This is a genomic window from Rhizobium sp. AN73 (assembly GCF_030757975.1).
Lineage (GTDB): Bacteria > Pseudomonadota > Alphaproteobacteria > Rhizobiales > Rhizobiaceae > Agrobacterium > Agrobacterium arsenijevicii.
Map to the genome: position 1 here is coordinate 1,530,517 of NZ_JARWME010000001.1, position 20,754 is coordinate 1,551,270.

The window sequence follows — 20,754 nt, forward strand, 5'->3', positions numbered from 1 at the left end:
AGCTATTGAAGAATGGCAGGAGCGTTGCGCTTCCGATCGGGTTTCGACCAGAAGACGGGCAGGATCATCACCGGTCCGACCCATCTTGCACAGTCGCTCGGCAAAATCTGGCATACCCGCATCGGCACCCGGATCATGCGCCTGTCCTTTGGCTCGGACCTTCGGTCGCTTCTGGCCGAGGACTTGTCGCCAGCGCTCGCCCTTTTGCTTTACAACGAAATGGTGGCCTCGGCCGCACGGTGGGAGCCGGAATATCGCATCACGCAGCTTCAGCTCGTCAGGATGACGGAAGGCGGCGCGCTCGGCATTCGCCATGGCGGTCTCTATTATCCTGAAGGTCGTTTCGGGAATTACGATAAGGCCGTGGTTCTCGGTCTGTCGGCCGCCAGCGCGATGAGGTTCGCGGCATGACACTGGAAACCATCGACCTTTCGCGTCTGCCCGCTCCTGAAGCTATCGAGGCGCTCGATTTCGAGACGCTGCTCGCGGCCTTCAAGGCTCGCTTTTCGACTTCGTGGAATGCAGCACGGGCGAAAGACCCTTCCTTGCCTGCTTATGACACCATCGATCTCGAAACGGACAGCGCCAACATCGCTGGCCAAGCGTGGTCGTGGCTGCGCCTGCTTGATCGCCAGCGAGTGAATGACGGCCTGAAGGCCTTGCTTGCCGTTCTGGCCACCAAAGGCAACCTTGATACGGTCGTTGCAGGCAAGAACGTGCAGCGCCAGGTCATTATCCCTGCGACTGGTGACGCTGCTGCTGTCATGGAGGGCGACGTCGCCCTGTTGCGCCGATATCTTCTGGCTTACGACCTTCCGTCTTCGGCGTCGGCCGGGCGCTATCTCTATGATGCGTGGACCGCTTGGCCACAGTCGGCCGACAAGACACTTGGGCTTTGGGATGCGCGTGTCAACGGCCGGGCCGTGCATGGCCGGCGCGGAGATACAGACGTTGTGCTGATCGGACCGGGCGGCCGCTTGCTGACCTCCGGCGAACTGGCGACGATCCGGAGCGCCGTCGCGCATCCCGACCGCACACCGGAGGCTGTTGGCCTCTCGGTTATGTCGGCATCGCGGCAGGAGTATCAGGTCGCGCTCACTGTCGAGGTCGCCGCCTCGGGACCATCGCCGGAGCTGCTGAAGGCGGAAGCGGAGAAGCGCGTCATTGCCGCTGCGACCGACCGGATCGCGATCAACGGCGAGGTTCCTGCAGCGTTGCTCTCGGGTGCTGCTTATGGGCCGGGCATCGTCAAGGTGATCGACCGCGCTCCGGTGGTCGTATCCGCCGATCCTTACGCGGTACCGGTTATGACCAGCCTCGATATTTCCGTCGAGGTGCGCTCATGAGCGAGGCTTTCGAAAAGGCGCTGATTGCCGGAATGACCGACGATCTGCCTATTCCTTATGACGTCATCATGGACCCGTACCGTACGCCGGCGCGCTTCCTGCCATGGCTTGCCGCACATCATTCCGTCGATCTCTGGTACGATGATTGGTCCGAGGAGCGGAAGCGCGAGATGATTGCGCAGTGCGCCGGTTTGTCGACCGACTATCCCGCTTCACCCTTGGCGGCATTGAAAGGCACGCTTGTCGGCCTGAAGCGCTATCTGGCTTTTGTCGACGCCGATATCATTGACCGCATCGCCCATCCAGCCCGGTTCACCTTCGGCCGTGCTGTCATCGGCCGCACGCCAATCGCGCACCAGCCGTTCACCGCGCACTACCTCGTGCATGTCACGTTGCGTGCTCCAAAAACCATTTCCAGATCGGCCGATCTGCTTTCGGCCGTGCCGCTCTCACATCCGTCGATCTTGAGCCGATCCGCCGCGCCCGCCGAGCCATGGTCACCGCCAAGACGCCGGACACCCTCTACACCGTCACCTTCGCATGGCGTCGACCCATCACCCTGCAGGACGCCGTCATGATCGACGGCGGCACTTCGCCGGGCGGTTATCGCCAGCGCCAATATCTTTGATACGAGGACCAGCCTATGCCCCGCGTTACCTTCTCGAATGCCGAAATCGCCGATCACAGCGACTTTGAAAATATCAGCCTGTTCGCGCAGCAGGACATTGATGGCGTCTGGCGGGACGCGATCGGCTATCCAGCGCACTGGTCGCACTTCACCGTTGCCCGAAAGTCCGTGCAAGAGATCACCGTATCGCCGGGCCGATATGTTGCCGGCGAGAAGGTCTACGCGCAGGCGGCGTCCAAGGACGTAAACCTTCAGCTCCAAATTCCGCCGGCGGCGTCTGATCAGCGCTGGGTGGCCATCCTGTTGCGTGGCGAAGAAATCACCGAAACGGCGAGCCGGCCGTTCGAGACATCGCAGGACCCCGAAACTTCGATCCCGGTGCAGCGCGTCACGCCCAAAACTGTTCGCCGCATCGTCAATCTGATCGTGCAGGCTGGCGAGGCGAACCCGGTTCCGGCAAAGCCGGTAATCGCGGAGACCGACGCCTGCATTGCGTTCGTCCTACTCAAATCGACCGGCGTTGATGTGATCGAGCCGGGCAACGCGACCCGCGTCAAGACGCTCTACGAGGTCGAGGGCCGGGTGACAGCGCTGGAGTTGGACCTGTCCGGTCTGTTTCTCCGTACCGAAACCATCGAGACGCAAATCACCAACATTGCCACGCGCCTTACGGAAATTCCTCGCCCGGCGATTATCCGTCAGATGCAACGCGATATCGGTGCCGCTCGGTTGAAGGTCGATTTGCCCGACGAGGCCCGCGCCTATGTTTACGACAATGGCTTGATCCCGGCTCGATGGGACCTCCAGCATGTCGATTGGCTGGCACGCGTGGAGGAAGGCGTGCGCTTCGGATTTGCAGCGATGACGCAAGCGCGCCTCGAAGTGCAGGCCGAGGACAACCCGCAGATTGCCTTCCGGGAACGCCGCATGGTCCCTGCGTTCGAAGAAGTCGTAAAGATCGAGAACACATCGCTCGACAGCACGCTCAACATCTCCCAGCTCGTCCATACCCAGACGACTTTGAAGCGGCTTGAGGCCTCCCGCGTTCGGCTGACCTATGGTCCGACCATGGGCGCATGCGAAAACGCGGCCGGTTGGGCTGGCCTTGGCGGAGATTCCAGAGTTGGACAGATGCTCAATGTCGGCGGTGAGCAGTTCGAAGTGGTGTATGTCGGTGGCAACTTCGGTCCCGGTCACCAGACTTACGGCGTTCGCCAGATTCTGCTACGAAATCTACAGCGAGCCGTATTGGGAGTACGTAACCGAAAATGTCGGAATGAATGGCTCCATTTACGCGCAGTCGTTCCTTGTCGCCCAGCCGATGCTGATGACGTCCATCGACCTGCATTTCGCCAAGGTTGGGGTTGATGGCGATGTTCATGTCGCCGTGGTCGAAGTTTCGACGGGAGGCACCCCGCTGTTTGACCGTGTGCTCGCCGTCAGCACAATCGAACACAAGGACATGACTGTCGGCTGGGTGAACTGCGTTATGCCCTACACGCTTATGGAAAGCGGCAAGCGATACGCCATCGTGACGGTGACGACTGGCGCACATGCCCTCTCTGTTTCCACCGGGAACAAGTACACCGGTGGAACGCAGTTTAACTGCACGGACGGCATCTTCGCCCAAGGTTCGATGGACATCGACTTCTGCTTCAGGGTGAATGGAGCGCGTTATCACAGCCCACGCACCGTAGTTCCGATGCAGGCTCTCAATCTCGCCGATGGCATGACCCAAATTGACATGTTATTTCCGGGCTGGGTACCGGGTGGCACAGCGCTGGTGTGGGAAATTCGTCCTGTAGGAGCGACCGCGTGGGTCGAACTGGATGACGGTGACCCTGCCACGAACCCGCTCGTTGGCCTGCCGGCATCGGTAGAGCTGCGCCTCGTGATGGTCGGCACCGCTGACCTGCAGCCGATGATCCAGCTGGATGCCGCCGCCGTTTCTCGGGTGGCGCGCAATCGGACCGACATGAAAGCAGTCACCAAAGCTTTCGATTTCGGTATCTCGACCAGCGCCATCGTTACGCAATACACGCTGGATTCCTTCGACCCGGCTCATCACACCTTCACGCCCCGGATAATGGTCGGCAACAACGTCATCACGCCCGGCACTACGGAAGTGACGATCGACCCGAACAACCCGGCGCGACGGACCTTCCTGTCAACCTATTCCCTTGGCGCGGCCACGCAGTCGGCCCGCATGCGGATCGCCGCCAACACTGACAATCCAGTCACCGTCCCGTTCCTCCAGGACGCGTTTATCTCCGCCCTTTGACAAGCGAGGCACCTATGAAAATTGATGAAAAAAAGACCTATGACGTCAAGCTCGCCCGGCCGGTAAACATGGGACCTTTCCGATATCGGCCGCTCAACGAAATAGAAATGTCCGGCGCGATCCTGAAAGCGATCATCGAGCAGGAGGGGGAAGACGTCTGTGACTATGCCAACGCGCGATAACCGCTACCAGCTTCCATCTTGGCCGCCGACAGAGTTCACTATTGATCTCTGGAACGAGACGTTTGGCGATCTTGCCGATCGCATAGCTGCTCGGGAGGATTTGGAAGCTTCGTTCGAAACGTTGATGGCGCAGGGCATACAAGCGTCGCTGGATTACATTCAGGTCAATGTCGCCCCACAAATCGCGACCCTCCAGCAGTCCATTTCGCTGGCTCAGCAGCAGATCGACCAGATCATTGTGGGGGGACCGCGCCGAATGCGCTCAAGCTCGGCGGAAGGGAGGCTGCATGGTATGCGTCAGCGCAGGCCGTGCAGGACGCCATGCAGAATGCTTCGGAGGCTGTTGACACCAAGCTCGCCGACTACCTGCGTACCGATCAAAAGAACGTTGCTGATGGGGTTGCTCCGCTGGGTCCCGACAGCAAGGTGCCGCAGGCCAATCTCCCGGCGCTTACGACGACCGCCACCGTAGGCGCGGCCATCGCAGGAGCGAATGGCCTTGCAACGCCGGATGACGGCGATGCATTGGCAGGCACGAAATCCGGCACGTCCACGATGTTCAGGTGGACGTGGGGCAATATCAAGGCCGCCCTTGATGCCCTGTACTATCGAAAGGCTGCTGTCGATACCGCGCTCGCGGGTAAGGTGGCAAAGGCCGGCGATACCATGACCGGCAACCTTACTATTTCCAACGGCGGGCCATGGATACACCTGCACGACGCGGACAACGGCCAAACTCGCAAGGTGCACCACAACGATGGGTATATTGGCTTTGTAGGCCACGCGCCAAGCGATTGGCTGTTTCGTGTGAACGATGCAGGTGCGGTTTGGACCTCCCAATTAGGTGACCTGAATACCCGCATCGAGGACAGGGCCTATGCACACGCTGACGCCCGCGCTTGGGCGGTCGCCAATGACCGCGTGGCGAACCTCAATTCCCGATGGGTGTCACGAGGGGAGCAAGCGGCCCGCAGAGACCTGTGGTGGGAAGTCCCGGCAGGCAGTGCGATGACCGGCCTTTGGATACAAAGCAGTAACAGCGCGATCATGCACTACTGCTGGCGCTACTTCCAACTATTCGACCCTGTACGCGGCTGGATCACGGCGCATAACGCTTGAGGTAAACACATGGAAATAGTCAACTTCGGACACTTTAAGCTCACCAGCACGACCGGCATCCAGTTCTTTGCCAATGAGGACGGCCAAGATTGGTACGACCTCCGGCGCGGTCTGACGACTTGGGATGAACAGGGTAACTTCCTGACCGCCATCTATGGCGCATGGGCGATGGTCGATCCGGTATCCCTCAAGGTTACCAACGTCGAGCAGGACCCATCCCGCATGGTGCCAAATGACAAGATCGTTTTGGGCATTGATGCCGATGCGGGTGATATCGCGGAGGGGCAGCTTTATCAGGGAGGTGCGCTGGTCGCAGCTCCGCCCCAACCTCCTGTTTTCAATCCCATCACCCGCCGCCAGTTGCGGCTGACGCTGGTTCGAAACGGCGTATCCCTTGCCGCTGTAGAGACAGCTATCGCCGCGATGCCTGATGGGTTGGAAAAGGAAGAAGCTCAGATCGAATGGGCCGACGCGACCGAATTTGAGCGCACCCACCCAACGCTAATGCTGATCGCCGGCGCGCTCAATCTGACGGAAACGCAAGTCGACACGATGTGGCGACAGGCCGAAGTGGCGTAGCTGGGGCGTAGACAGGCGACTTTAAATAGGTCATTAAATAGGCTTCAAGGGCGGCTTCAAACCGCCCTTTTTCTTTGTGCTGACACCTGTCAGCCCGGCCGGAAGCAGACTGCGCCATATCTTGTCCCCAAGCTGAAATTTAACCGCATGCGGGGACCGCTTATGTCTGGCACTACGGATTTCGTCGGCGTACGCCGGTTTTCCAATCTTCGTTCTACCGTCGCTAAGATCGATACACGCGACAGCACCAAAATCGGCATTGTTGCACCGGCACCCACGGCCGACAATGCGGCCTTTCCGCTGGATGAGCCTGTCAAGCTTTCCCTCGACAATGTCGAGCAGGTCGCGAAGCTCGGCACAGGCGTTGTTCGGGATACCGTCGACCAGCTCCTGTCGGAAGGCATCGTCACCGATCTTGCTTTTGTCCGGACGCAGCATTCGACCGCCGCAGCGCCGGCCGACCAGCTCTCCGAAGAGACCAATCACATAGTTGGTTCCGCCGGCGCAAAGACCGGTATGTATGCGCTGCTCGACGCGAAGAGCGAGCTGAAGATCGAGCCGGGTTTGATCATTTCTCCCGGCTACATGACAGCTCGCCTTGGTGGAGCGGCAAATCCGGTTGTCGCGGCCGCCCGCGTCGTCGCCGATCGCATCATTGATTGCATGGTGATTGGTGATACGCCGTCCACCTCGATAGAGGCTGCGATCGAATGGGCCGAAGATTTCGCCACGGCGCTGAACGTCATCGGCCTTTACCCACAGGCCGTGGTCAATCTCGGCGCGGGCAATGTCACGCGTGCGCTGTCACCTCATATGGCTGGCGCGATGGTCAGGCGAGACAAGGAAACCGGTGGCCCTTACAAGGCCTCGTGGAACCGGCCGCTTACCGGTGTCCTCGGTCCTTCCGTTCCGGTCGGCTATACGGACGGCGATATTTCGTCCGAGGCCAACCACCTTGCACAGGCGGGTGTCGGCACCATCATTGAAGGCAATCTGTTGTGGGCACCATTCACCACGGCAACCGACCCGACCGTCAACAGCTGGCGCTCGATCAAGAAAATCCGGACGCGCCGGGCGATCGAGAAAGCCATGCTGCGCCCGATGCGCCAGTATCTTTCCGAGGACATCACACCTCATCTTGTCACCCTGATTTACCGGGCTGCAGACCAGTTCCTGTCTGACCTGAAAACGCTGACGGCCATCATCGACTACGAGCTGATCTGGTCGAAAGCGCTGAACTCGGCAGCAATCCTCGAAGCCGGCGCATTGCGGGTGAAAATGCGGTGGGCCGAGACGCCCGATCTGGTCGATCTTCAGCTCTATGACGAGCCGATGCCCGAGGCCTTCGACGTCCTGGAGTCGGCGATCGCGTCGGCGCTGGCCGCCCTCGGCAATTCCAACATTCGCGTTACCGCGTAAAGGAGCCTTCACATGGATCGCATTATTCGCGGCGCGAACTGGTACTGCGGCGAGATCAACCAGCGCCTCCGCATTGACGAAACGACGCTGCCGGCGCTGAGCCGGGAAATGCTGCCGATGGTAATGGGCGGCGGCTGGTTCGGCTTCGAACTGCCGGCGGAAATCCAGCCCCTCACTTGCGAGATGAGCGTCAACGGCGTCCACGAGGACCTTAAGACCCGCTTCGGCCGGGAACCCGGCGACTGGACGACGATCGCCTATTACGAGGCGCTGCTCAATGTATTCCCGGCCAATTCCACGGGTGAGGCCAATGCTTCAGCTTCGCCTCAGTTGAAGGGCCGCACCGTCATCCTCAAAGGCCTGCTCAACAGCTTCGAGCAGGGAGGCGTCAAGGGCCAGAAGTCTACGGCGGCCACTCGGCTCCGCTGGTCTTCCATCGTTCTCTATCAGGACATGATGGATGGCAAAGTCATCCACAAGTTCGACATCCAGAACAACACCCTGATCATCAACGGTGTGAATTACACGGCCGAGTTCAACAATCTGATCTCGGCATGATAGCAAAAGGGCATCGTACATGCAGAAGAGCGACGACACCTTGACCGCCCGTGTGGCGGTCCCTCAGTCCAAGTCGGACCCCAGCGATGTGAAATTCGAAGAAATCCCGCTTCCGCCCCGCGAACTGTGGGGCGACACTTCGACGGCAGCAGGCGAAGCGAATGCAGGCTTGCCGGCAACCCCGACGGAAGAAATCACGGATGTCGCCGAACTGGAGTTCGTTGACGTTTCACATCAAATATCGGTTCCACTGAAGTACCCTTTCCGGCTGAACGGTCGGGTAGTCAAAGAAGTGAAGGTGCGCCGCCTGACTTTGGGACAGGTCGATGCCTTCATACGGCGCGCCGCTACCGCCTCCTTCTCGACTTTCGATATCTATGCGGAAATGACCGGATTGCCCGCGCCGATCCTTCGAGGTTTGATTGACGAGGACGGCAACGCAGTTGTCGACGCGGCATACGATTTTTTGCCCCGCGTTCTGAAAGCGGAGAGCGCCTCAACGGAGACCTGAGGCGCTGGCGTACATATGTGGCGCACATCTCGGCCTACCTGAAGACACCGATAACCGCCGTTGAAGACATGTGGTGGGACGATGTTCTTCTTTGGAACCATGAAGCGCGGCGAATTCACAACGAAAGTTTTGGCCTATTGGCCAGCCTACTAGCCCGGAAATAGCCATGGACGTTTCGCTTCGCCTTCGCCTACAGAATCAGTTTTCACGCGAGGCCAAGGTCGTCAAGCGTGACCTCCATGAACTCGGTGACGAGGCAAAGAAGCTCGGGCAGGTCAAAGCCGGGAAGCTTGACGCGGGGCTAAAGGAAATCCGCAGAGAGGCCGATCGCGGCGAAAAATCCGTCAGCAACCTAAACCGTGAAGCCCGAAAACTCGGAAACGTTAACACCGGCACCGCCGTGCGCAATCTTCAGGCGCTCGACAAGGCCGGGAGAAGTGCCGCTGTCGGCGTGCGACACGCACACGACAAGATGCGAGATATCGGTCGCTTAAACGGTAACAATTTCGAAAAGATGGCAGCTCCCGCAGGTCGGCTGGGCAACACCTTGTCTCTAATAGGAGTGGGTGCCACAAGCGCGTTTGCAGGCTTGGCAGCGTTCGCGTCCGTCGACAACATTGTTCGTGGGCTTGAACAGATGGCTTCGAAGTTCCGGGACCTTAACCGGGAAATAGCTTCTGTCGCCGTCACGGCCGAAACGCGGACACCGGAGGCCATCGAAAAAATTGGAAAGTCCAACTCGACCCTTTCTCTCCGGTACGGCGTCGAGGCACCTCAGGTAAACGCAGCTCGTAAAACTTACGCGGCCGCCGGTGTTGGGCTTGACCAACAAGAGGCTATCCTTGACCCAACATTGAAAGCGGCCAAGGCCGGTGACAGCACTGGCGAGACGATTGGCAGTGCCGTTATCGCACTCCAGCAGAACTTGGGCGTTAAAGACACTGAAGTTCCCGCCGCACTTGATATGATGGCAAAGGGTACCAAGCTCGGCTCTTTCGAGGTCGACGCTATGGCAAAAAACTTTCCGAAACTTGCCACCCTTTACGCTGGGACCGGTCGCACCGGCCTAAACGCCACGGCGGAGCTTGTTGCTCTAGCTCAGATCGTCCGTATGGGCGCAGGCACACAGGATCAGGCGTCCACCAACCTCGAAAACATACTCGCGAAGTTGTCCTCCCCGGATACGGTCAAAAATTTCGATGAAAAGGGCGTCGACATAGAGGCGATCAAGAAGCGCTCGGAAAAGAACGGCACGCCCTACATGCTCGATCTGGTCGACAAAGTGATGGAATTAACGAAGGGCGATGAGTTCCGTATCGGTGAGCTGTTTGGCGACATGCAGGCCAAACAGGCGCTTCTTCCACTCATTAACTTCCGTGAAAAGTACAACGAGTTTCTGAAGGAAATCCGCGACAACTCTGCCGGGACTGTGGATGAAGACTATGAATTTCTGCGAACCCTGCCGAAGGAGCGCGCTGATCGACGTGGCGCGGCTTTATCGGATGCAGGAACTGGCGTTGGTCAGTGGTGGGACAGCGTTTCCAGTCCGTTCAAGGATTGGTTCGCTCGCACGGTAAATCCTGCTTATGCCCGAGAAGAAGATGCCCACACTGAGCGCCAGCGTCTTAAGGAAACGGACATTGGCGAGTTGGAAGCCTATTTGGCAGAACGCCAAAAAAAGCTGGCCGCAATACCCGCTCCAAAAGGCGACGTGGACATTTTCTCCTCGGCAAAGCTTCTCCTTGTTGAGGAGATCATGCAGCTTAAACAGGAGCTGGAATCGGCAAGACGTGCGCGGTCGAACGGCGATCTTGGAAAGAGCACCGGAGCCATCCCTGTCCCGATTGAGAAGCCGCTCTCAACCGATCTGTCCGGTGCAGCACAGAAATCGATGCAAGGTTATAATGAGGCACTTGCTGCTGAAGGTGACAAAGCGGCGACTGAAGCGCAGATCATAGCCGATCGCATTCGGTCGGCTTTGGATTTCACGGTCGCTCCAACCATTGCGCCGAACTATGTTCCACCTGCAGCCGCCCCAGCAGCAGCGCCGACCGGCGAAAAACATTCTTCGCTTCAGCAATCGAACAACATTCGGCAGCTAACCCAAAACATCACGACACCGAACGTCAAGCTCGCCGCTGTGAAGGCTCGGCGCGAACAATCGCGTGCGATCGAGCAGGCGCGCTCGCGTTCATTCTATGACCTCGGTCCGAGGCTGGCATGAGCATCTTTGTTGAAAACGGCGCACTCATATCGATCGGAGGCGCGAGGCTGTGCACGATCGGGATGAACCCGCAGCGTGTCAGCTACTCGTCTTCAGCGCGCTTTCCCGCCCATCCCGTACAGGGCGGTTTGAAGTATCAGGCAACCGGCCCGGATGCCGAGCTGGTGACAATCGAGGCCATGACCTTTCCTCACGTTTTCGGCGGTCTGGATTCGGTTGCCATCCTGAAAGCTCACCATCGTCGCCAGTCGATCGTTCCATTCATTCGCCTTCGCGGGAACTACCTCGGCGAGGCGCTCGGCCTCTGCGTCATCGAAACGCTCGACTATGACGAAGAGCGTCTGCATCCGATCGACGGCGTCGGCCGACAACTCGACGTAACGATGGGCCTGATCATCCTGCCGGAATCGACCCCGTTTTCCTCTGTCGGTGTTGCCAGCCTCGGGGATATTCTCGGGGGTGCGTTCTGATGCAATACGTGGTTCCCTACGGCGGAGAACGTCTCGATCGCATCGCCAAGAAGGTGCTCCAAACCGAGCGTGAAGGCACTGTTGAGGCCTTGTTGACAGCAAATCCCGGCCTCGCGTTTCTGGCGTCAGCCGTCGTTCCGGCAGGTACGACCATCATCGTGCCGGAAGATTTCGCGCCGGCCCGGAACGCTGACTTCACTCTGGCTTGGGAGTGACGTCATGAAAACCCCGATCGTACGCATCACGGGCCAGTCCGGAAACGATCTGATTCCGAAATGGAAATCTCTGCTCGAAAGCGTCACCTACACCGACAATGAGGGTGGCGAGGCTGATGAGCTGGAGATCACGTTCGTTGTAGCTCCGCCATTTCCTGCACCGCCGCCAGAAGGCACGCGGTATGCCTTGGAATACGGATGGGCCGAAGAACGACTGCGGAACGCAGGTGTCTTCACCTATCAGAATTCCGGCCTCAATAAGTCTGCCGGAGATGCGTGGACTATGACCATTACGGCAAGGTCGGCCGACTTTGTGGAAGCCGACAAGTCTGCCGACCTGGAGCATTATGAGAATACGACCGCCGGCAAGATTTTCGAGAAACTTGCGTCAGAGGCCGGAAAGTCAGCGGTGGTCGATCGCGAGGTTGCGAACATCGAAATCCCATATCGCCTCAGACTTAATCAATCCGCGATCGGATTTGGTCAGGCGCTCGCCGACGAAGTTGGCGGCTCCCTGAAGCTTGCCGGTGGTAAGTGGATCGTGACGGCGAAATCTTCAGGCAGAACGGCAACCGGAAACGCGCTGCCGACGATCGTCATATCTCCTGATGTCGTCTTTGACGCTGGCCTGACATCGGAGGGCCGGCCCAAATATGGAACCGTAGCGACCGCCTATTTTGATGAGGACGCCGGCGCGTGGGTTGAGGAGGAAACCAGCGGCAAGGGCAAAACCTCCCGAACGTCTGGCCTTCATCCAGCGCCATCTTCAGGTGAAGCCAAGGTTCGCAGTAAAACGCAGGCAACCGATCTGGCGCGGGCAACCGTTGCCGGCAGTCTTACGATCGAGGGCGACGTGGACGCAATGGCGGGAGCGCCGCTTTCGCTGCCCGGTTTCGGCCCATGGGCAGGCAGTGCGCTCAGCGCCGGCACCATCTCTCACACCTTCACCTTCGATGAAAGCGGCGGCTGGCTGATGAGCGTCGAGATCGCCGCAAAAGAAAACGGAAAGGGCTAACTCATGACTGCTGAAATCAAAGGGATTGAATGCCCGAAAGGCCAATGGACGCCGGTCTCGACAGCGAAGGCGAGAGTGCTTGTAATGGTCCGAGACGTTGGCGCAGGCCGTCTTGTGCTTGGCACGGCCGCACCGCCGATCGGCGCACCGGCGCTGGACTATCTCACCTTGGATCAGACCCGCCCGATCAGCCTCCAGTTCGATGGAGTGGATACAAACGTCTACGTTTGGCCGACCAGCGAGACGCTTGTTGTCGAGGTGGTGAGAGAATGAAAATTCATCAATTCGGCACCTCATTGTTTCGGACCGGGAGAGGTTTAGCGCCGGCTGATTTCGGAGCTGGATCAGGACCCGCCCTCGAAATCTCCAAGCTCGATTTCGAGGAAACATCCAATGCCGGCGACACGCTGGCCGCAGTCTCCGTCTTCGACTCGTCTGCAGGCCTGTCGCTTTCCGCTTTGAATTTTGACGATAGCGCGGGGGCTGGAGATGCCCTCGCTGGTTTGGAGATGGGAATGCCGTGGACATTCAAGCTGATTGACGACGCCGGCGGCAGGTTTGCCCTTTCCGGCAACAACCTCGTTCGGGGGCTTACGGCGCTCGATCATAAGGTGACACCGTCCCCATCAGTGACGATTGAGGCAACGGATGGCAAGCGCGTTCGTCGCAAGACGTTCATTGCCAACGTGCGTGGTGTCAACGCATGGTCCCCGATCCACGCCAAGCTTGATGGAGGGCAGAACGCCACACTCTTTATTAATGGCGACAGCACCGCATATCCCGATCCGGGCATCTTTTACCGCCTCGCCATGGCAATGGGCGAGATGCACGATGCGACGGTCATTGTGTGTCGTTGGGCGGAATGGCAGACAAGCGCGGCCACCGGGCCGAAGGCCTATGCCGATCCCGTGACGCTCAGGACTGGCACACGCGGGACGCTGAACGTCTATCTGGCCTCGTTGCCGGGTGGCATGGCCGGTTACATGTTTGCCGACCAACGGGCGGCCGCACTGGCGATTCCGACGCCCGACCTTTGCATCATGCATCAGGGCCACAACATGCAGAGTTTCGAGCTGTCGGGCGGTGATGTCCGGTACGTCTCCGGCAAATCCTGCTTCCTCGGTCCAATAGGGATGACCTGCCTGAAATGGCCGGGCGTGCCGCAGATCATAACCACCCAAAATCCCAAGCGTGGCAGCACTGGTTACGACAAGGTGCGGGCGGCAATTCTAGAGATCGGCGCATCACTGACCGATATCATGGTCATCGACACGCATCAGGTATTCATGAATGCGGGCAAGCCGAGCAACTGGTATCTCGATGACACTCATCCCAATGATGAAGGTTATGCCCGCATTGCGGATTGGCTTATTGCCAGCTATCGCGGCTCGACGCCGGTAGCAGGTTTCACGACCGCTCCATGGCCGCTGACTGCGGCAACCAATCTACATGCAAACCCGGATTTTTCGAACTGGACCGGCGCTGTGCCTGTCAATTGGAGTGCACAGGCCCCGGCGACGGCGACAAAGGATACCAATGTTAAGTGGCCGGGTTTTGCGCATTCGTTTTCCATGGTGCCCAACGGCAATGCTGCTGCAGGCATGGTGCGGTACATCCGCACAACCGAGCTGACGCCGCTCTTGGGCAAACGCGTTACCGTCGCCATCCTTTATTACACCGTGGCGGGCCAGCGCAGCCCGACGATCAACTTGGTCGTAAAGTCGGGGGGGTCTGTCCGGACGCTGGTGGGTGCCGCGTTGCACTTCGGCGGCGCTGGCGATCAGGTAACAGGCGGGTGGATGTTGGCGGTCTTCCATAATGTCCTCATCGACGCCGACATCGATACAAACGGATTCAATACATATTTCTCGATCCGCCCCGGTTTCGGCGTGACGGCACCTGCATCGAACCTGCCTCTGCGGCTTCAGAAGATAATGATGGTCGAGGGCGACAAGCCGCGCATCGGTCTGGCGGCATGATCCATTCGCCACCCGGATTTAGACCGGGTGGCCCGAGGTGCCTCGTGCACCCCGAGCGACGGGCCAAAGTTTGGCGACCTAACCCGTCCGACAGCGCAATTCGATAACTGTCACACCCGTACCCTGCAGGGCGGATTTGCTGTGACTGAGTCGAGAGATATTTGAAATGGTGAATCTGATGCCGGTGGCTCCGGCCACTCCCGCTGCCGCTTATATCGGTGGAAAACGTGTTCTGGCGAAAGCCATCATCGCCCGTATCAATGAGACGCCGCACGAAAGCTATGCGGAGGCGTTCGTTGGAATGGGGGGCGTGTTCCTCCGTCGAAACCTCCAGCCGCGCATGGAGGTCATTAACGACATCAGCGGCGACGTCGCGAACCTCTTCAGGATATTGCAGAGGCACTATCCGCAGTTCATGGAGACGCTCCGATATCAGGTTACGAGCCGGCGCGAGTTTGACCGCCTGTCTCGTGTCGATCCTTCTACCCTGACCGATCTGGAGCGTGCCGCACGGTTCCTCTATCTGCAGCGAACGGCTTTTGGCGGAAAAGTCGCCGGGCAGAATTTTGGCGTTACGATGCAGGGCGCTCGCTTCAATCTTATGAAGCTCGCTCCTCAACTGGAGGCGATCCATGAACGCATGGCAGGCGTCGTCATCGAGCAGCTTCCTTGGAGGCGCTTCATTGAACGTTACGACCGGCCGGAAATGCTCTTTTATCTCGATCCACCTTACTTCGGAAACGAGACCGACTACGGCGCGTGTGTTTTCGGTCGCGAGGAGTTCGCGGAGATGGCAGACGTTTTAAGCGGGCTTAAAGGCCACTTCATACTGTCTTTAAACGCCGTTCCAGAGGTCTATGAGACCTTTAAAAGCTTTCGGATCGAAGAGGTCGATTGCACTTATTCGATATCCGGCCGGAACCAGAAGGCTGTTAAGGAAGTCATTATCTGCAAATAACCGCTCCACGCGGGAGCAGTGCCAGACGCGGTTCGATTGCCGCGTCTTTGCACTACAGGAGGACAACATGACCGAGGGACGAGATGATCTTGGAGCGGCGATTTCCATCGCGTTGGCGGTTGTGCCAAGGACGTTCAGAAACGGATTTGGCGGCACGGGTGTTCGGCGTCGGCGAGAGGCGAATGCCACGAGGGAGGTTGCGGTTGTCGTCGCTCGATATCTCGGCCACACCTATACCTTCTATGAAGAAGATAAGAAGGTGGAAAAACCGAAGTCGAGGACTTCATCGCAGAGACCTTGACGGCCGTACCAGACGAGACCGCCAAAACTTACGCAAACAAGCTGACGCTTTACTCCGAGCCTGCACGGAATGAAATCGCCGCAACGACCGCGAAAGCACTGGACGATAAATGGCGGTGGACCTATGAGCCTGCAGACGCCGTAAACCTCAAGCCGATGTTTGGCGGAGCGCCATGGTGAGAGCGGTTTTTGTTGCCAACTGATGTTGCGCTTCGCGCCATTCGATTTTGCGCGCTACAGGACGCGATCCGGCATCCAGCCACGGCGCGTCTGCGCCGTGAAACGACTCTTTCGCGATCAAAGACTTGATCGCACTGGACCCCGGATCGAGTCCGGGGTGACGGAGTATGGGTACTCCGGGTTCGCCAAACTCAAGCGTTGGGCGGATATTGTTACCCACCCAGAGCCGGAGACAAGGCCTTCAGCTCATCTGGCTGACGAATTTGGTCTCCAGATAGGCCTGAACCGCTTCCGAGCCGCCTTCCGTACCGTAGCCGGAATCCTTGATGCCGCCGAAGGGGACTTCAGGAAGCGCAAGACCGTTGTGGTTGATGGTCAGCATGCCGGCCTCGACCTGATGGCCGAGCGCGTGCGCGGTCTTGACCGAACCGGTGAAGGCATAGGATGCAAGGCCGAAGGGCAGGCGGTTCGCTTCGGTGATGGCGTCATCGAAAGTCGAGAAGCGGTTGATGATCGCGACGGGACCGAAGGGCTCGTCGTTCATGATCTTGGCTGTCACCGGCACGTTGGCAAGAACCGTCGGCTCGAAGAAGTTACCCTTGTTTCCGATGCGGCGGCCGCCGGTCTTCAGTTCGGCGCCATGGGAAACGGCGTCGTTGATGAGGCCTTCCAGCGCCGGGATACGGCGTTCATTGGCGAGCGGACCCATGACGACACCGTCTTCCAGTCCGTTGCCGACCTTGATGGCTTTCGTGGCTTCCACGAAACCTTCAAGGAAGCGATCCGCCACGCCGTCCTGCACGAGGAAGCGGGTGGGGGCGACGCAGACCTGGCCGGCATTGCGGAATTTCGCAAGCGAGGTCACCTGGATCGCCTTTTCGATATCGGCATCGTCGAAGATCATGACAGGCGCATGGCCGCCGAGTTCCATCGTGGCGCGCTTCATGTGCTTGCCGGCAAGGGCCGCCAGATGTTTGCCGATCGGCGTGGAGCCGGTGAAGGAAATCTTGCGAATGACCGGGTGCGGGATCAGATATTCCGAAATTTCGGACGGAACGCCATAAACGAGACCGATGACACCCGCCGGCACGCCCGCATCCACGAAGGCGCGGATCAGTTCCGCCGGCGATGCCGGTGTTTCTTCCGGAGCCTTGACGATGATCGAGCAGCCGGTGGCAAGCGCTGCGGAAAGCTTGCGGACGATCTGGTTGATCGGGAAATTCCAGGGCGTGAAGGCGGCGACGGGACCGACCGGCAGCTTGATGGCTAGCTGGGAAACACCGGTCGCACGCGCCGGAATGACCTGGCCATAGGTGCGGCGCGCTTCTTCGGCAAACCAGTCGATGGTGTCGGCGGCGCCCAGGATTTCGGTTGCCGATTGCGAAAGCGGCTTGCCCTGTTCGCGGGTCATTATATAGGCGATCTTGTCCTTGCGCTCACGCAATATATCGGCCGCCTTGCGCATGATCTTGGAACGCTCGAAGGGCGAGGTGTCGCGCCAGACCTTGAAGCCCCGCTCGGCAGCGGCCAGCGCCAGATCTAGATCCGGCTTTTCGGCATGGGCGATCGCGCCGATGATCTCGTCGGTCGCAGGATCGGACACGGCGATCGTCTTGCCGGAAACGGCGTCTCGCCATTCGCCATCAATGAGAAGTTTGATGTCGGGATAGGTGTGCATAGGGACTACCTTCATGATGCGGCCAATACGGCAAGGTGCCGTCGGACCCGGAGACGGGAACAGAATTTTCCTGGCCGGACTATATCCGGCATCGCGGCTTTCGCTGCGCGGAACCTGTGTCTGGGCATTTCCGGCAGGAGGGTTCTGGAATTGCCGGAAACGGAAATGACAGCCCTTATATTAAGTTCCGGGCGGTATGTTTCAACCGTCCGCTCCGGCAAACGCCATGATTTTTTCTGTGATGTGGAACTTGTCTTCCGTCATGCCTGTTTGACCTGCAAGAAGGTGCCGAACCTCCGATGGCCTTGTCCGGCCCGCGCGAATCATGCGTTCCTGTCCGTGAGCGGGAAAGCATGTGCCGCGATTCGGCCGTTGTCGCACCGGGCGGACTGGCGGGAGGGCATATCTTGGGTTGTCGCTTGCGTCATAACAGGGCGCGAAGCGTGAAAAAATACAATAAGACGGAAAAATTATCCAAAGGGTTTACTGAAAACCTAGAGAAAATACGGATAAAAACTCACTGACGATATAACATTCATTCCTGATATATAATGCGAGCGTCGGTTCCCTTGACCCTTAAAGGTTGGCGAAAACCCCTCGACCCGAACGTTATCGATGGAGAAAGAGTTATGAGTTTCGCCCGGGTACTTCTCAGTGCGTTCCTGTCGCTCGTGTGGCTTTCCTGTGCCGAGGCCGGGACGATCGCCAAGCCGCAAGGCAAGCCGATATTGACCATCTCCGGAAACATCACCAACACCAATGCCGATGGCGCTGCGGTATTTGATCGCGACATGCTGGAGGCGCTCGGCATGGTGACGGTGGAAACCACGACGCCCTGGCACGATGGCCGTGTCCGTTTTGACGGCGTGTCGCTGGCAAAATTGATGGATGTCGTCGGCGCAAAGGGCACCAGCGTCACGGCGGTCGCTCTCAACGACTATGTCAGCACGATACCGGTTGAGGATTTTAAGAAATTTAACGTTATCCTCGCGATCAAACTGGATGGCAACTACATGACAGTTCGCGAAAAGGGCCCATTGTTCGTCATATATCCCTATGACAGCGACCCGGAGCTGCAGAAACAGACCTATTATTCGCGGTCCGCATGGCAAGTCGCCAAATTGATAGTGGAATAAAGGTGCCGTTTGCGAAAACTTGTGGCGGTGATCATCTGTTGCTTCGTCCTGGCAACGGGCTATATCGCTTTCGTCATTGCCGAGCGTCAGACCGCTCTGCAGAAATTCGCCCGCTATAATGATTCATGGGCGGTCAGCCAGACCGTAGCGGAATATCTTCGCCTTCAGAACAAGCTGGCCGTGTTTGCGCTCAGCCCCGGTGAGGTCGATCGGGACGAATTGCAGCTGCGTCTGGACATCATGCTGAGTCGCCTGGAGCTTTTGAAGCAGGGCAATCTCGGCGCTTTCATCAATGAAAAGCAGCAGTGGCGGGACCTCGTAGCCCGCCTTGATGCGGCTCTGGCCCGTCTGGAACAGCAGATGGGCAGCCTGAAGCCGGCCGATGTGCCGGATCTGCTCTCCGTGATGAGCGCGCTGGACGCGCCGATGACGACGCTGGCATCATCATCGGTCGCTTTCGACGTCAACCTGATCGACACGGCCCATGAGGATGTGCGCAAGCTGCATATCGTTTATACCGCGCTGGCGGGCGGCCTGATCCTGTGCGGTATAGCACTTGTGATATTGCTGCTACGCCAGAACGATCTGCTCAACCGCGCGCAAAAAAGCATGCGCGGCCTGACGGACGACCTGCGCGCCGCCACGCTTGAATTGCAGGCGAAAAATGTCCGGCTGGAACATGATGCCTATCATGATGCGCTGACGGGACTGCCGAACCGCGCGCTGTTCCGGCAGGAACTGATAGAGCGATTGCGCCGATCCTTCGGCGGCAACGGAACGACGGCCATTCTTCTGCTCGATCTCGACGGGTTCAAGGATGTCAACGACACGCTCGGCCACGATTCGGGCGATGCCCTGCTTCAGGCCGTGGCGCAGCGCCTTTCGGGTATCGGCGGTGATTACGACATGGTTTGCCGGCTGGGCGGCGATGAATTCGCCGTCGTGTCCGATGATCTCAATGAGGACGCGGCGCGCCGTCTTGCCTCCAAACTTATCGAGCAGATCAGCCGAACCTACCAGCTCGGCGAGCAGGAGGTCAAAATCGGCACCTGCATCGGCATCGCCATATCGCACGGCACCGTCGATGCGGATGAATTGTTCAAGCGCGCCGATCTGGCTCTCTATGAGGCCAAGGCTATCGGCCCGGGCCGGGCAAGCGTTTTCAAGGTTCGCATGCAGAAGCAGTTGACCGAGAAGAAATCCTTCGAGGCCGATCTGCAGACGGCGTTGCAGAACGATGAGATGGAGGTCTATTATCAGCCACAGGTGGCGACGCAGACCCGCAAGCTTTGCGGCTTCGAGGCACTTCTGCGCTGGAAACATCCGGTGCGGGGCGATGTGCCGCCCAGCGTGTTCATTCCCGTTGCGGAAAGAACCGGCCTTATCCATTCGCTTGGAAAATGGGTAATGGAGACCGCCTGCCGCGAGGCGATGGGCTGGGACGAGGACATGAAGGTGGCGGTCAATCTCTCGCCGGTTCAGTTCCACAGCACCAACCTTATCCAGAACGTGATGGGCGCGCTCGAAAAAAGCGGGCTGGAGCCGAGCCGGCTCGAACTTGAGATCACCGAATCGATCCTGCTCAACAAGAGCGACCAGACCATCAACACGCTCACGCGGCTAAAGGCCGTCGGCATCCAGATCGCCATGGACGATTTCGGCACCGGTTATTCCTCGCTTGCGAATTTGCGCGGCGTGCCCTTCGACAAGATCAAGATCGACCGGTCTTTCCTGCGCGATATCACCAGCGATCGTGATGCGCTGGCGATCGTCGAATTCGTGGTTGGCGTCGGCCGTAGCCTCAGAATGACCACCATCGCCGAAGGCATCGAGACGGAGGAGCAATATGAATGCGTCAAACGTCTGGGATGCGATCTGGTACAGGGATATCTGATCAGCAGGCCGTTGCCTGCCAAGGAACTGGTGGCTTGGAGTTCCGTCTGAAAACGGATTTGCTTCCGAGCAGAGCGAAGCGT

General features: G+C 58.7%; 21 protein-coding genes. 20 read left to right on the forward strand and 1 reads right to left on the reverse strand.

Going from position 1 to position 20,754, the window contains the following annotated elements:
• The first annotated feature begins 12 nt into the window (after positions 1-12).
• From RBH10_RS06885 to RBH10_RS06970, 18 genes are all read left to right on the forward strand, one after another.
• Positions 13-411, forward strand: coding sequence for a GPW/gp25 family protein (locus RBH10_RS06885; protein WP_281037694.1), 399 nt, complete (start codon positions 13-15; stop codon positions 409-411).
• Complete coding sequence (locus tag RBH10_RS06890; RefSeq protein ID WP_281037693.1) at positions 408-1,346, forward strand: baseplate assembly protein; 939 nt, start codon at positions 408-410, stop codon at positions 1,344-1,346. Before RBH10_RS06885 ends, RBH10_RS06890 begins: the two co-directional genes overlap by 4 nt.
• Positions 1,343-1,924 (forward strand): phage tail protein I, encoded by a 582-nt coding sequence (locus RBH10_RS06895; protein ID WP_306180487.1) that lies wholly within the window; start codon positions 1,343-1,345, stop codon positions 1,922-1,924. The genes RBH10_RS06890 and RBH10_RS06895 overlap by 4 nt, the downstream gene beginning before the upstream one ends.
• 65 nt (positions 1,925-1,989) lie before the next feature.
• On the forward strand, positions 1,990-3,342 hold the full coding sequence (locus RBH10_RS06900; protein ID WP_306180488.1) for a hypothetical protein: 1,353 nt from the start codon (positions 1,990-1,992) through the stop codon (positions 3,340-3,342).
• Positions 3,302-4,255, forward strand: coding sequence for a hypothetical protein (locus RBH10_RS06905; RefSeq protein ID WP_306180489.1), 954 nt, complete (start codon positions 3,302-3,304; stop codon positions 4,253-4,255). The genes RBH10_RS06900 and RBH10_RS06905 overlap by 41 nt, the downstream gene beginning before the upstream one ends.
• Before the next feature lie 14 nt (positions 4,256-4,269).
• Positions 4,270-4,437: a hypothetical protein gene (locus RBH10_RS06910; protein ID WP_281037690.1), complete on the forward strand. Its 168-nt coding sequence runs from the start codon at positions 4,270-4,272 to the stop codon at positions 4,435-4,437.
• Positions 4,438-4,758: 321 nt separating this feature from the next.
• Positions 4,759-5,556 carry a hypothetical protein gene (locus tag RBH10_RS06915; protein ID WP_306180491.1) on the forward strand — a complete coding sequence of 266 codons (798 nt, stop codon included), beginning with the start codon at positions 4,759-4,761 and terminating at the stop codon, positions 5,554-5,556.
• A 9-nt stretch (positions 5,557-5,565) separates the two neighbouring features.
• Entirely contained in the window at positions 5,566-6,135 is a 570-nt protein-coding gene (locus tag RBH10_RS06920; RefSeq protein WP_281037688.1) for a hypothetical protein, read from the forward strand.
• Positions 6,136-6,297: 162 nt separating this feature from the next.
• Positions 6,298-7,554: a phage tail sheath family protein gene (locus tag RBH10_RS06925; RefSeq protein ID WP_281037687.1), complete on the forward strand. Its 1,257-nt coding sequence runs from the start codon at positions 6,298-6,300 to the stop codon at positions 7,552-7,554.
• 12 nt (positions 7,555-7,566) lie between these two features.
• Positions 7,567-8,112 (forward strand): phage major tail tube protein, encoded by a 546-nt coding sequence (locus RBH10_RS06930; protein WP_112361391.1) that lies wholly within the window; start codon positions 7,567-7,569, stop codon positions 8,110-8,112.
• Between the two features lie 19 nt (positions 8,113-8,131).
• The gene (locus RBH10_RS06935; protein ID WP_281037686.1) at positions 8,132-8,623 is read left to right on the forward strand and encodes a hypothetical protein; all 492 of its coding nucleotides are present in this window, start codon (positions 8,132-8,134) and stop codon (positions 8,621-8,623) included.
• Between the two features lie 166 nt (positions 8,624-8,789).
• On the forward strand, positions 8,790-10,847 hold the full coding sequence (locus RBH10_RS06940; protein WP_281037685.1) for a phage tail tape measure protein: 2,058 nt from the start codon (positions 8,790-8,792) through the stop codon (positions 10,845-10,847).
• Positions 10,844-11,317, forward strand: a complete 474-nt coding sequence (locus RBH10_RS06945) for a phage tail protein (RefSeq protein ID WP_080822892.1) — start codon at positions 10,844-10,846, stop codon at positions 11,315-11,317. Before RBH10_RS06940 ends, RBH10_RS06945 begins: the two co-directional genes overlap by 4 nt.
• Positions 11,317-11,532, forward strand: coding sequence for a tail protein X (locus RBH10_RS06950; RefSeq protein ID WP_281037684.1), 216 nt, complete (start codon positions 11,317-11,319; stop codon positions 11,530-11,532). The genes RBH10_RS06945 and RBH10_RS06950 overlap by 1 nt, the downstream gene beginning before the upstream one ends.
• Before the next feature lie 4 nt (positions 11,533-11,536).
• Positions 11,537-12,547 carry a phage late control D family protein gene (locus RBH10_RS06955; protein WP_281037683.1) on the forward strand — a complete coding sequence of 337 codons (1,011 nt, stop codon included), beginning with the start codon at positions 11,537-11,539 and terminating at the stop codon, positions 12,545-12,547.
• Between the two features lie 84 nt (positions 12,548-12,631).
• On the forward strand, positions 12,632-12,820 hold the full coding sequence (locus RBH10_RS06960; protein ID WP_162731171.1) for a hypothetical protein: 189 nt from the start codon (positions 12,632-12,634) through the stop codon (positions 12,818-12,820).
• Complete coding sequence (locus RBH10_RS06965; protein ID WP_281037682.1) at positions 12,775-14,526, forward strand: SGNH/GDSL hydrolase family protein; 1,752 nt, start codon at positions 12,775-12,777, stop codon at positions 14,524-14,526. Before RBH10_RS06960 ends, RBH10_RS06965 begins: the two co-directional genes overlap by 46 nt.
• 166 nt (positions 14,527-14,692) lie before the next feature.
• Positions 14,693-15,484: a DNA adenine methylase gene (locus RBH10_RS06970; protein WP_281037681.1), complete on the forward strand. Its 792-nt coding sequence runs from the start codon at positions 14,693-14,695 to the stop codon at positions 15,482-15,484.
• A 721-nt stretch (positions 15,485-16,205) separates the two neighbouring features.
• Here the strand turns inward: RBH10_RS06970 and RBH10_RS06975 are convergent.
• Positions 16,206-17,642, reverse strand: coding sequence for an NAD-dependent succinate-semialdehyde dehydrogenase (locus RBH10_RS06975; protein ID WP_281037680.1), 1,437 nt, complete (start codon positions 17,640-17,642; stop codon positions 16,206-16,208).
• Between the two features lie 629 nt (positions 17,643-18,271).
• Here RBH10_RS06975 and RBH10_RS06980 point away from each other — a divergent pair.
• Together RBH10_RS06980 and RBH10_RS06985 are read left to right on the forward strand one after the other, a co-directional pair.
• A complete protein-coding gene (locus tag RBH10_RS06980; protein ID WP_045018830.1) occupies positions 18,272-18,778 on the forward strand; it encodes an oxidoreductase in 507 nt (168 codons plus the stop codon).
• A 9-nt stretch (positions 18,779-18,787) separates the two neighbouring features.
• Positions 18,788-20,722 carry a bifunctional diguanylate cyclase/phosphodiesterase gene (locus tag RBH10_RS06985; RefSeq protein WP_281037679.1) on the forward strand — a complete coding sequence of 645 codons (1,935 nt, stop codon included), beginning with the start codon at positions 18,788-18,790 and terminating at the stop codon, positions 20,720-20,722.
• Positions 20,723-20,754 lie beyond the last annotated feature (32 nt).

Excerpts from the sequence above, each read along its gene's own strand:
- RBH10_RS06945 (WP_080822892.1), top strand. The coding sequence starts at position 10,844 with ATGAGCATCTTTGTTGAAAACGGCGCACTCATATCGATCGGAGGCGCG.
- RBH10_RS06915 (WP_306180491.1), top strand. The coding sequence starts at position 4,759 with ATGCAGAATGCTTCGGAGGCTGTTGACACCAAGCTCGCCGACTACCTG.
- RBH10_RS06975 (WP_281037680.1), bottom strand. The coding sequence starts at position 17,642 with ATGCACACCTATCCCGACATCAAACTTCTCATTGATGGCGAATGGCGA.
- RBH10_RS06920 (WP_281037688.1), top strand. The coding sequence starts at position 5,566 with ATGGAAATAGTCAACTTCGGACACTTTAAGCTCACCAGCACGACCGGC.
- RBH10_RS06950 (WP_281037684.1), top strand. The coding sequence starts at position 11,317 with ATGCAATACGTGGTTCCCTACGGCGGAGAACGTCTCGATCGCATCGCC.
- RBH10_RS06940 (WP_281037685.1), top strand. The coding sequence starts at position 8,790 with ATGGACGTTTCGCTTCGCCTTCGCCTACAGAATCAGTTTTCACGCGAG.
- RBH10_RS06955 (WP_281037683.1), top strand. The coding sequence starts at position 11,537 with ATGAAAACCCCGATCGTACGCATCACGGGCCAGTCCGGAAACGATCTG.
- RBH10_RS06980 (WP_045018830.1), top strand. The coding sequence starts at position 18,272 with ATGAGTTTCGCCCGGGTACTTCTCAGTGCGTTCCTGTCGCTCGTGTGG.
- RBH10_RS06930 (WP_112361391.1), top strand. The coding sequence starts at position 7,567 with ATGGATCGCATTATTCGCGGCGCGAACTGGTACTGCGGCGAGATCAAC.
- RBH10_RS06895 (WP_306180487.1), top strand. The coding sequence starts at position 1,343 with ATGAGCGAGGCTTTCGAAAAGGCGCTGATTGCCGGAATGACCGACGAT.
- RBH10_RS06925 (WP_281037687.1), top strand. The coding sequence starts at position 6,298 with ATGTCTGGCACTACGGATTTCGTCGGCGTACGCCGGTTTTCCAATCTT.
- RBH10_RS06885 (WP_281037694.1), top strand. The coding sequence starts at position 13 with ATGGCAGGAGCGTTGCGCTTCCGATCGGGTTTCGACCAGAAGACGGGC.
- RBH10_RS06890 (WP_281037693.1), top strand. The coding sequence starts at position 408 with ATGACACTGGAAACCATCGACCTTTCGCGTCTGCCCGCTCCTGAAGCT.
- RBH10_RS06910 (WP_281037690.1), top strand. The coding sequence starts at position 4,270 with ATGAAAATTGATGAAAAAAAGACCTATGACGTCAAGCTCGCCCGGCCG.
- RBH10_RS06960 (WP_162731171.1), top strand. The coding sequence starts at position 12,632 with ATGGTCCGAGACGTTGGCGCAGGCCGTCTTGTGCTTGGCACGGCCGCA.
- RBH10_RS06970 (WP_281037681.1), top strand. The coding sequence starts at position 14,693 with ATGGTGAATCTGATGCCGGTGGCTCCGGCCACTCCCGCTGCCGCTTAT.
- RBH10_RS06905 (WP_306180489.1), top strand. The coding sequence starts at position 3,302 with ATGACGTCCATCGACCTGCATTTCGCCAAGGTTGGGGTTGATGGCGAT.
- RBH10_RS06900 (WP_306180488.1), top strand. The coding sequence starts at position 1,990 with ATGCCCCGCGTTACCTTCTCGAATGCCGAAATCGCCGATCACAGCGAC.
- RBH10_RS06935 (WP_281037686.1), top strand. The coding sequence starts at position 8,132 with ATGCAGAAGAGCGACGACACCTTGACCGCCCGTGTGGCGGTCCCTCAG.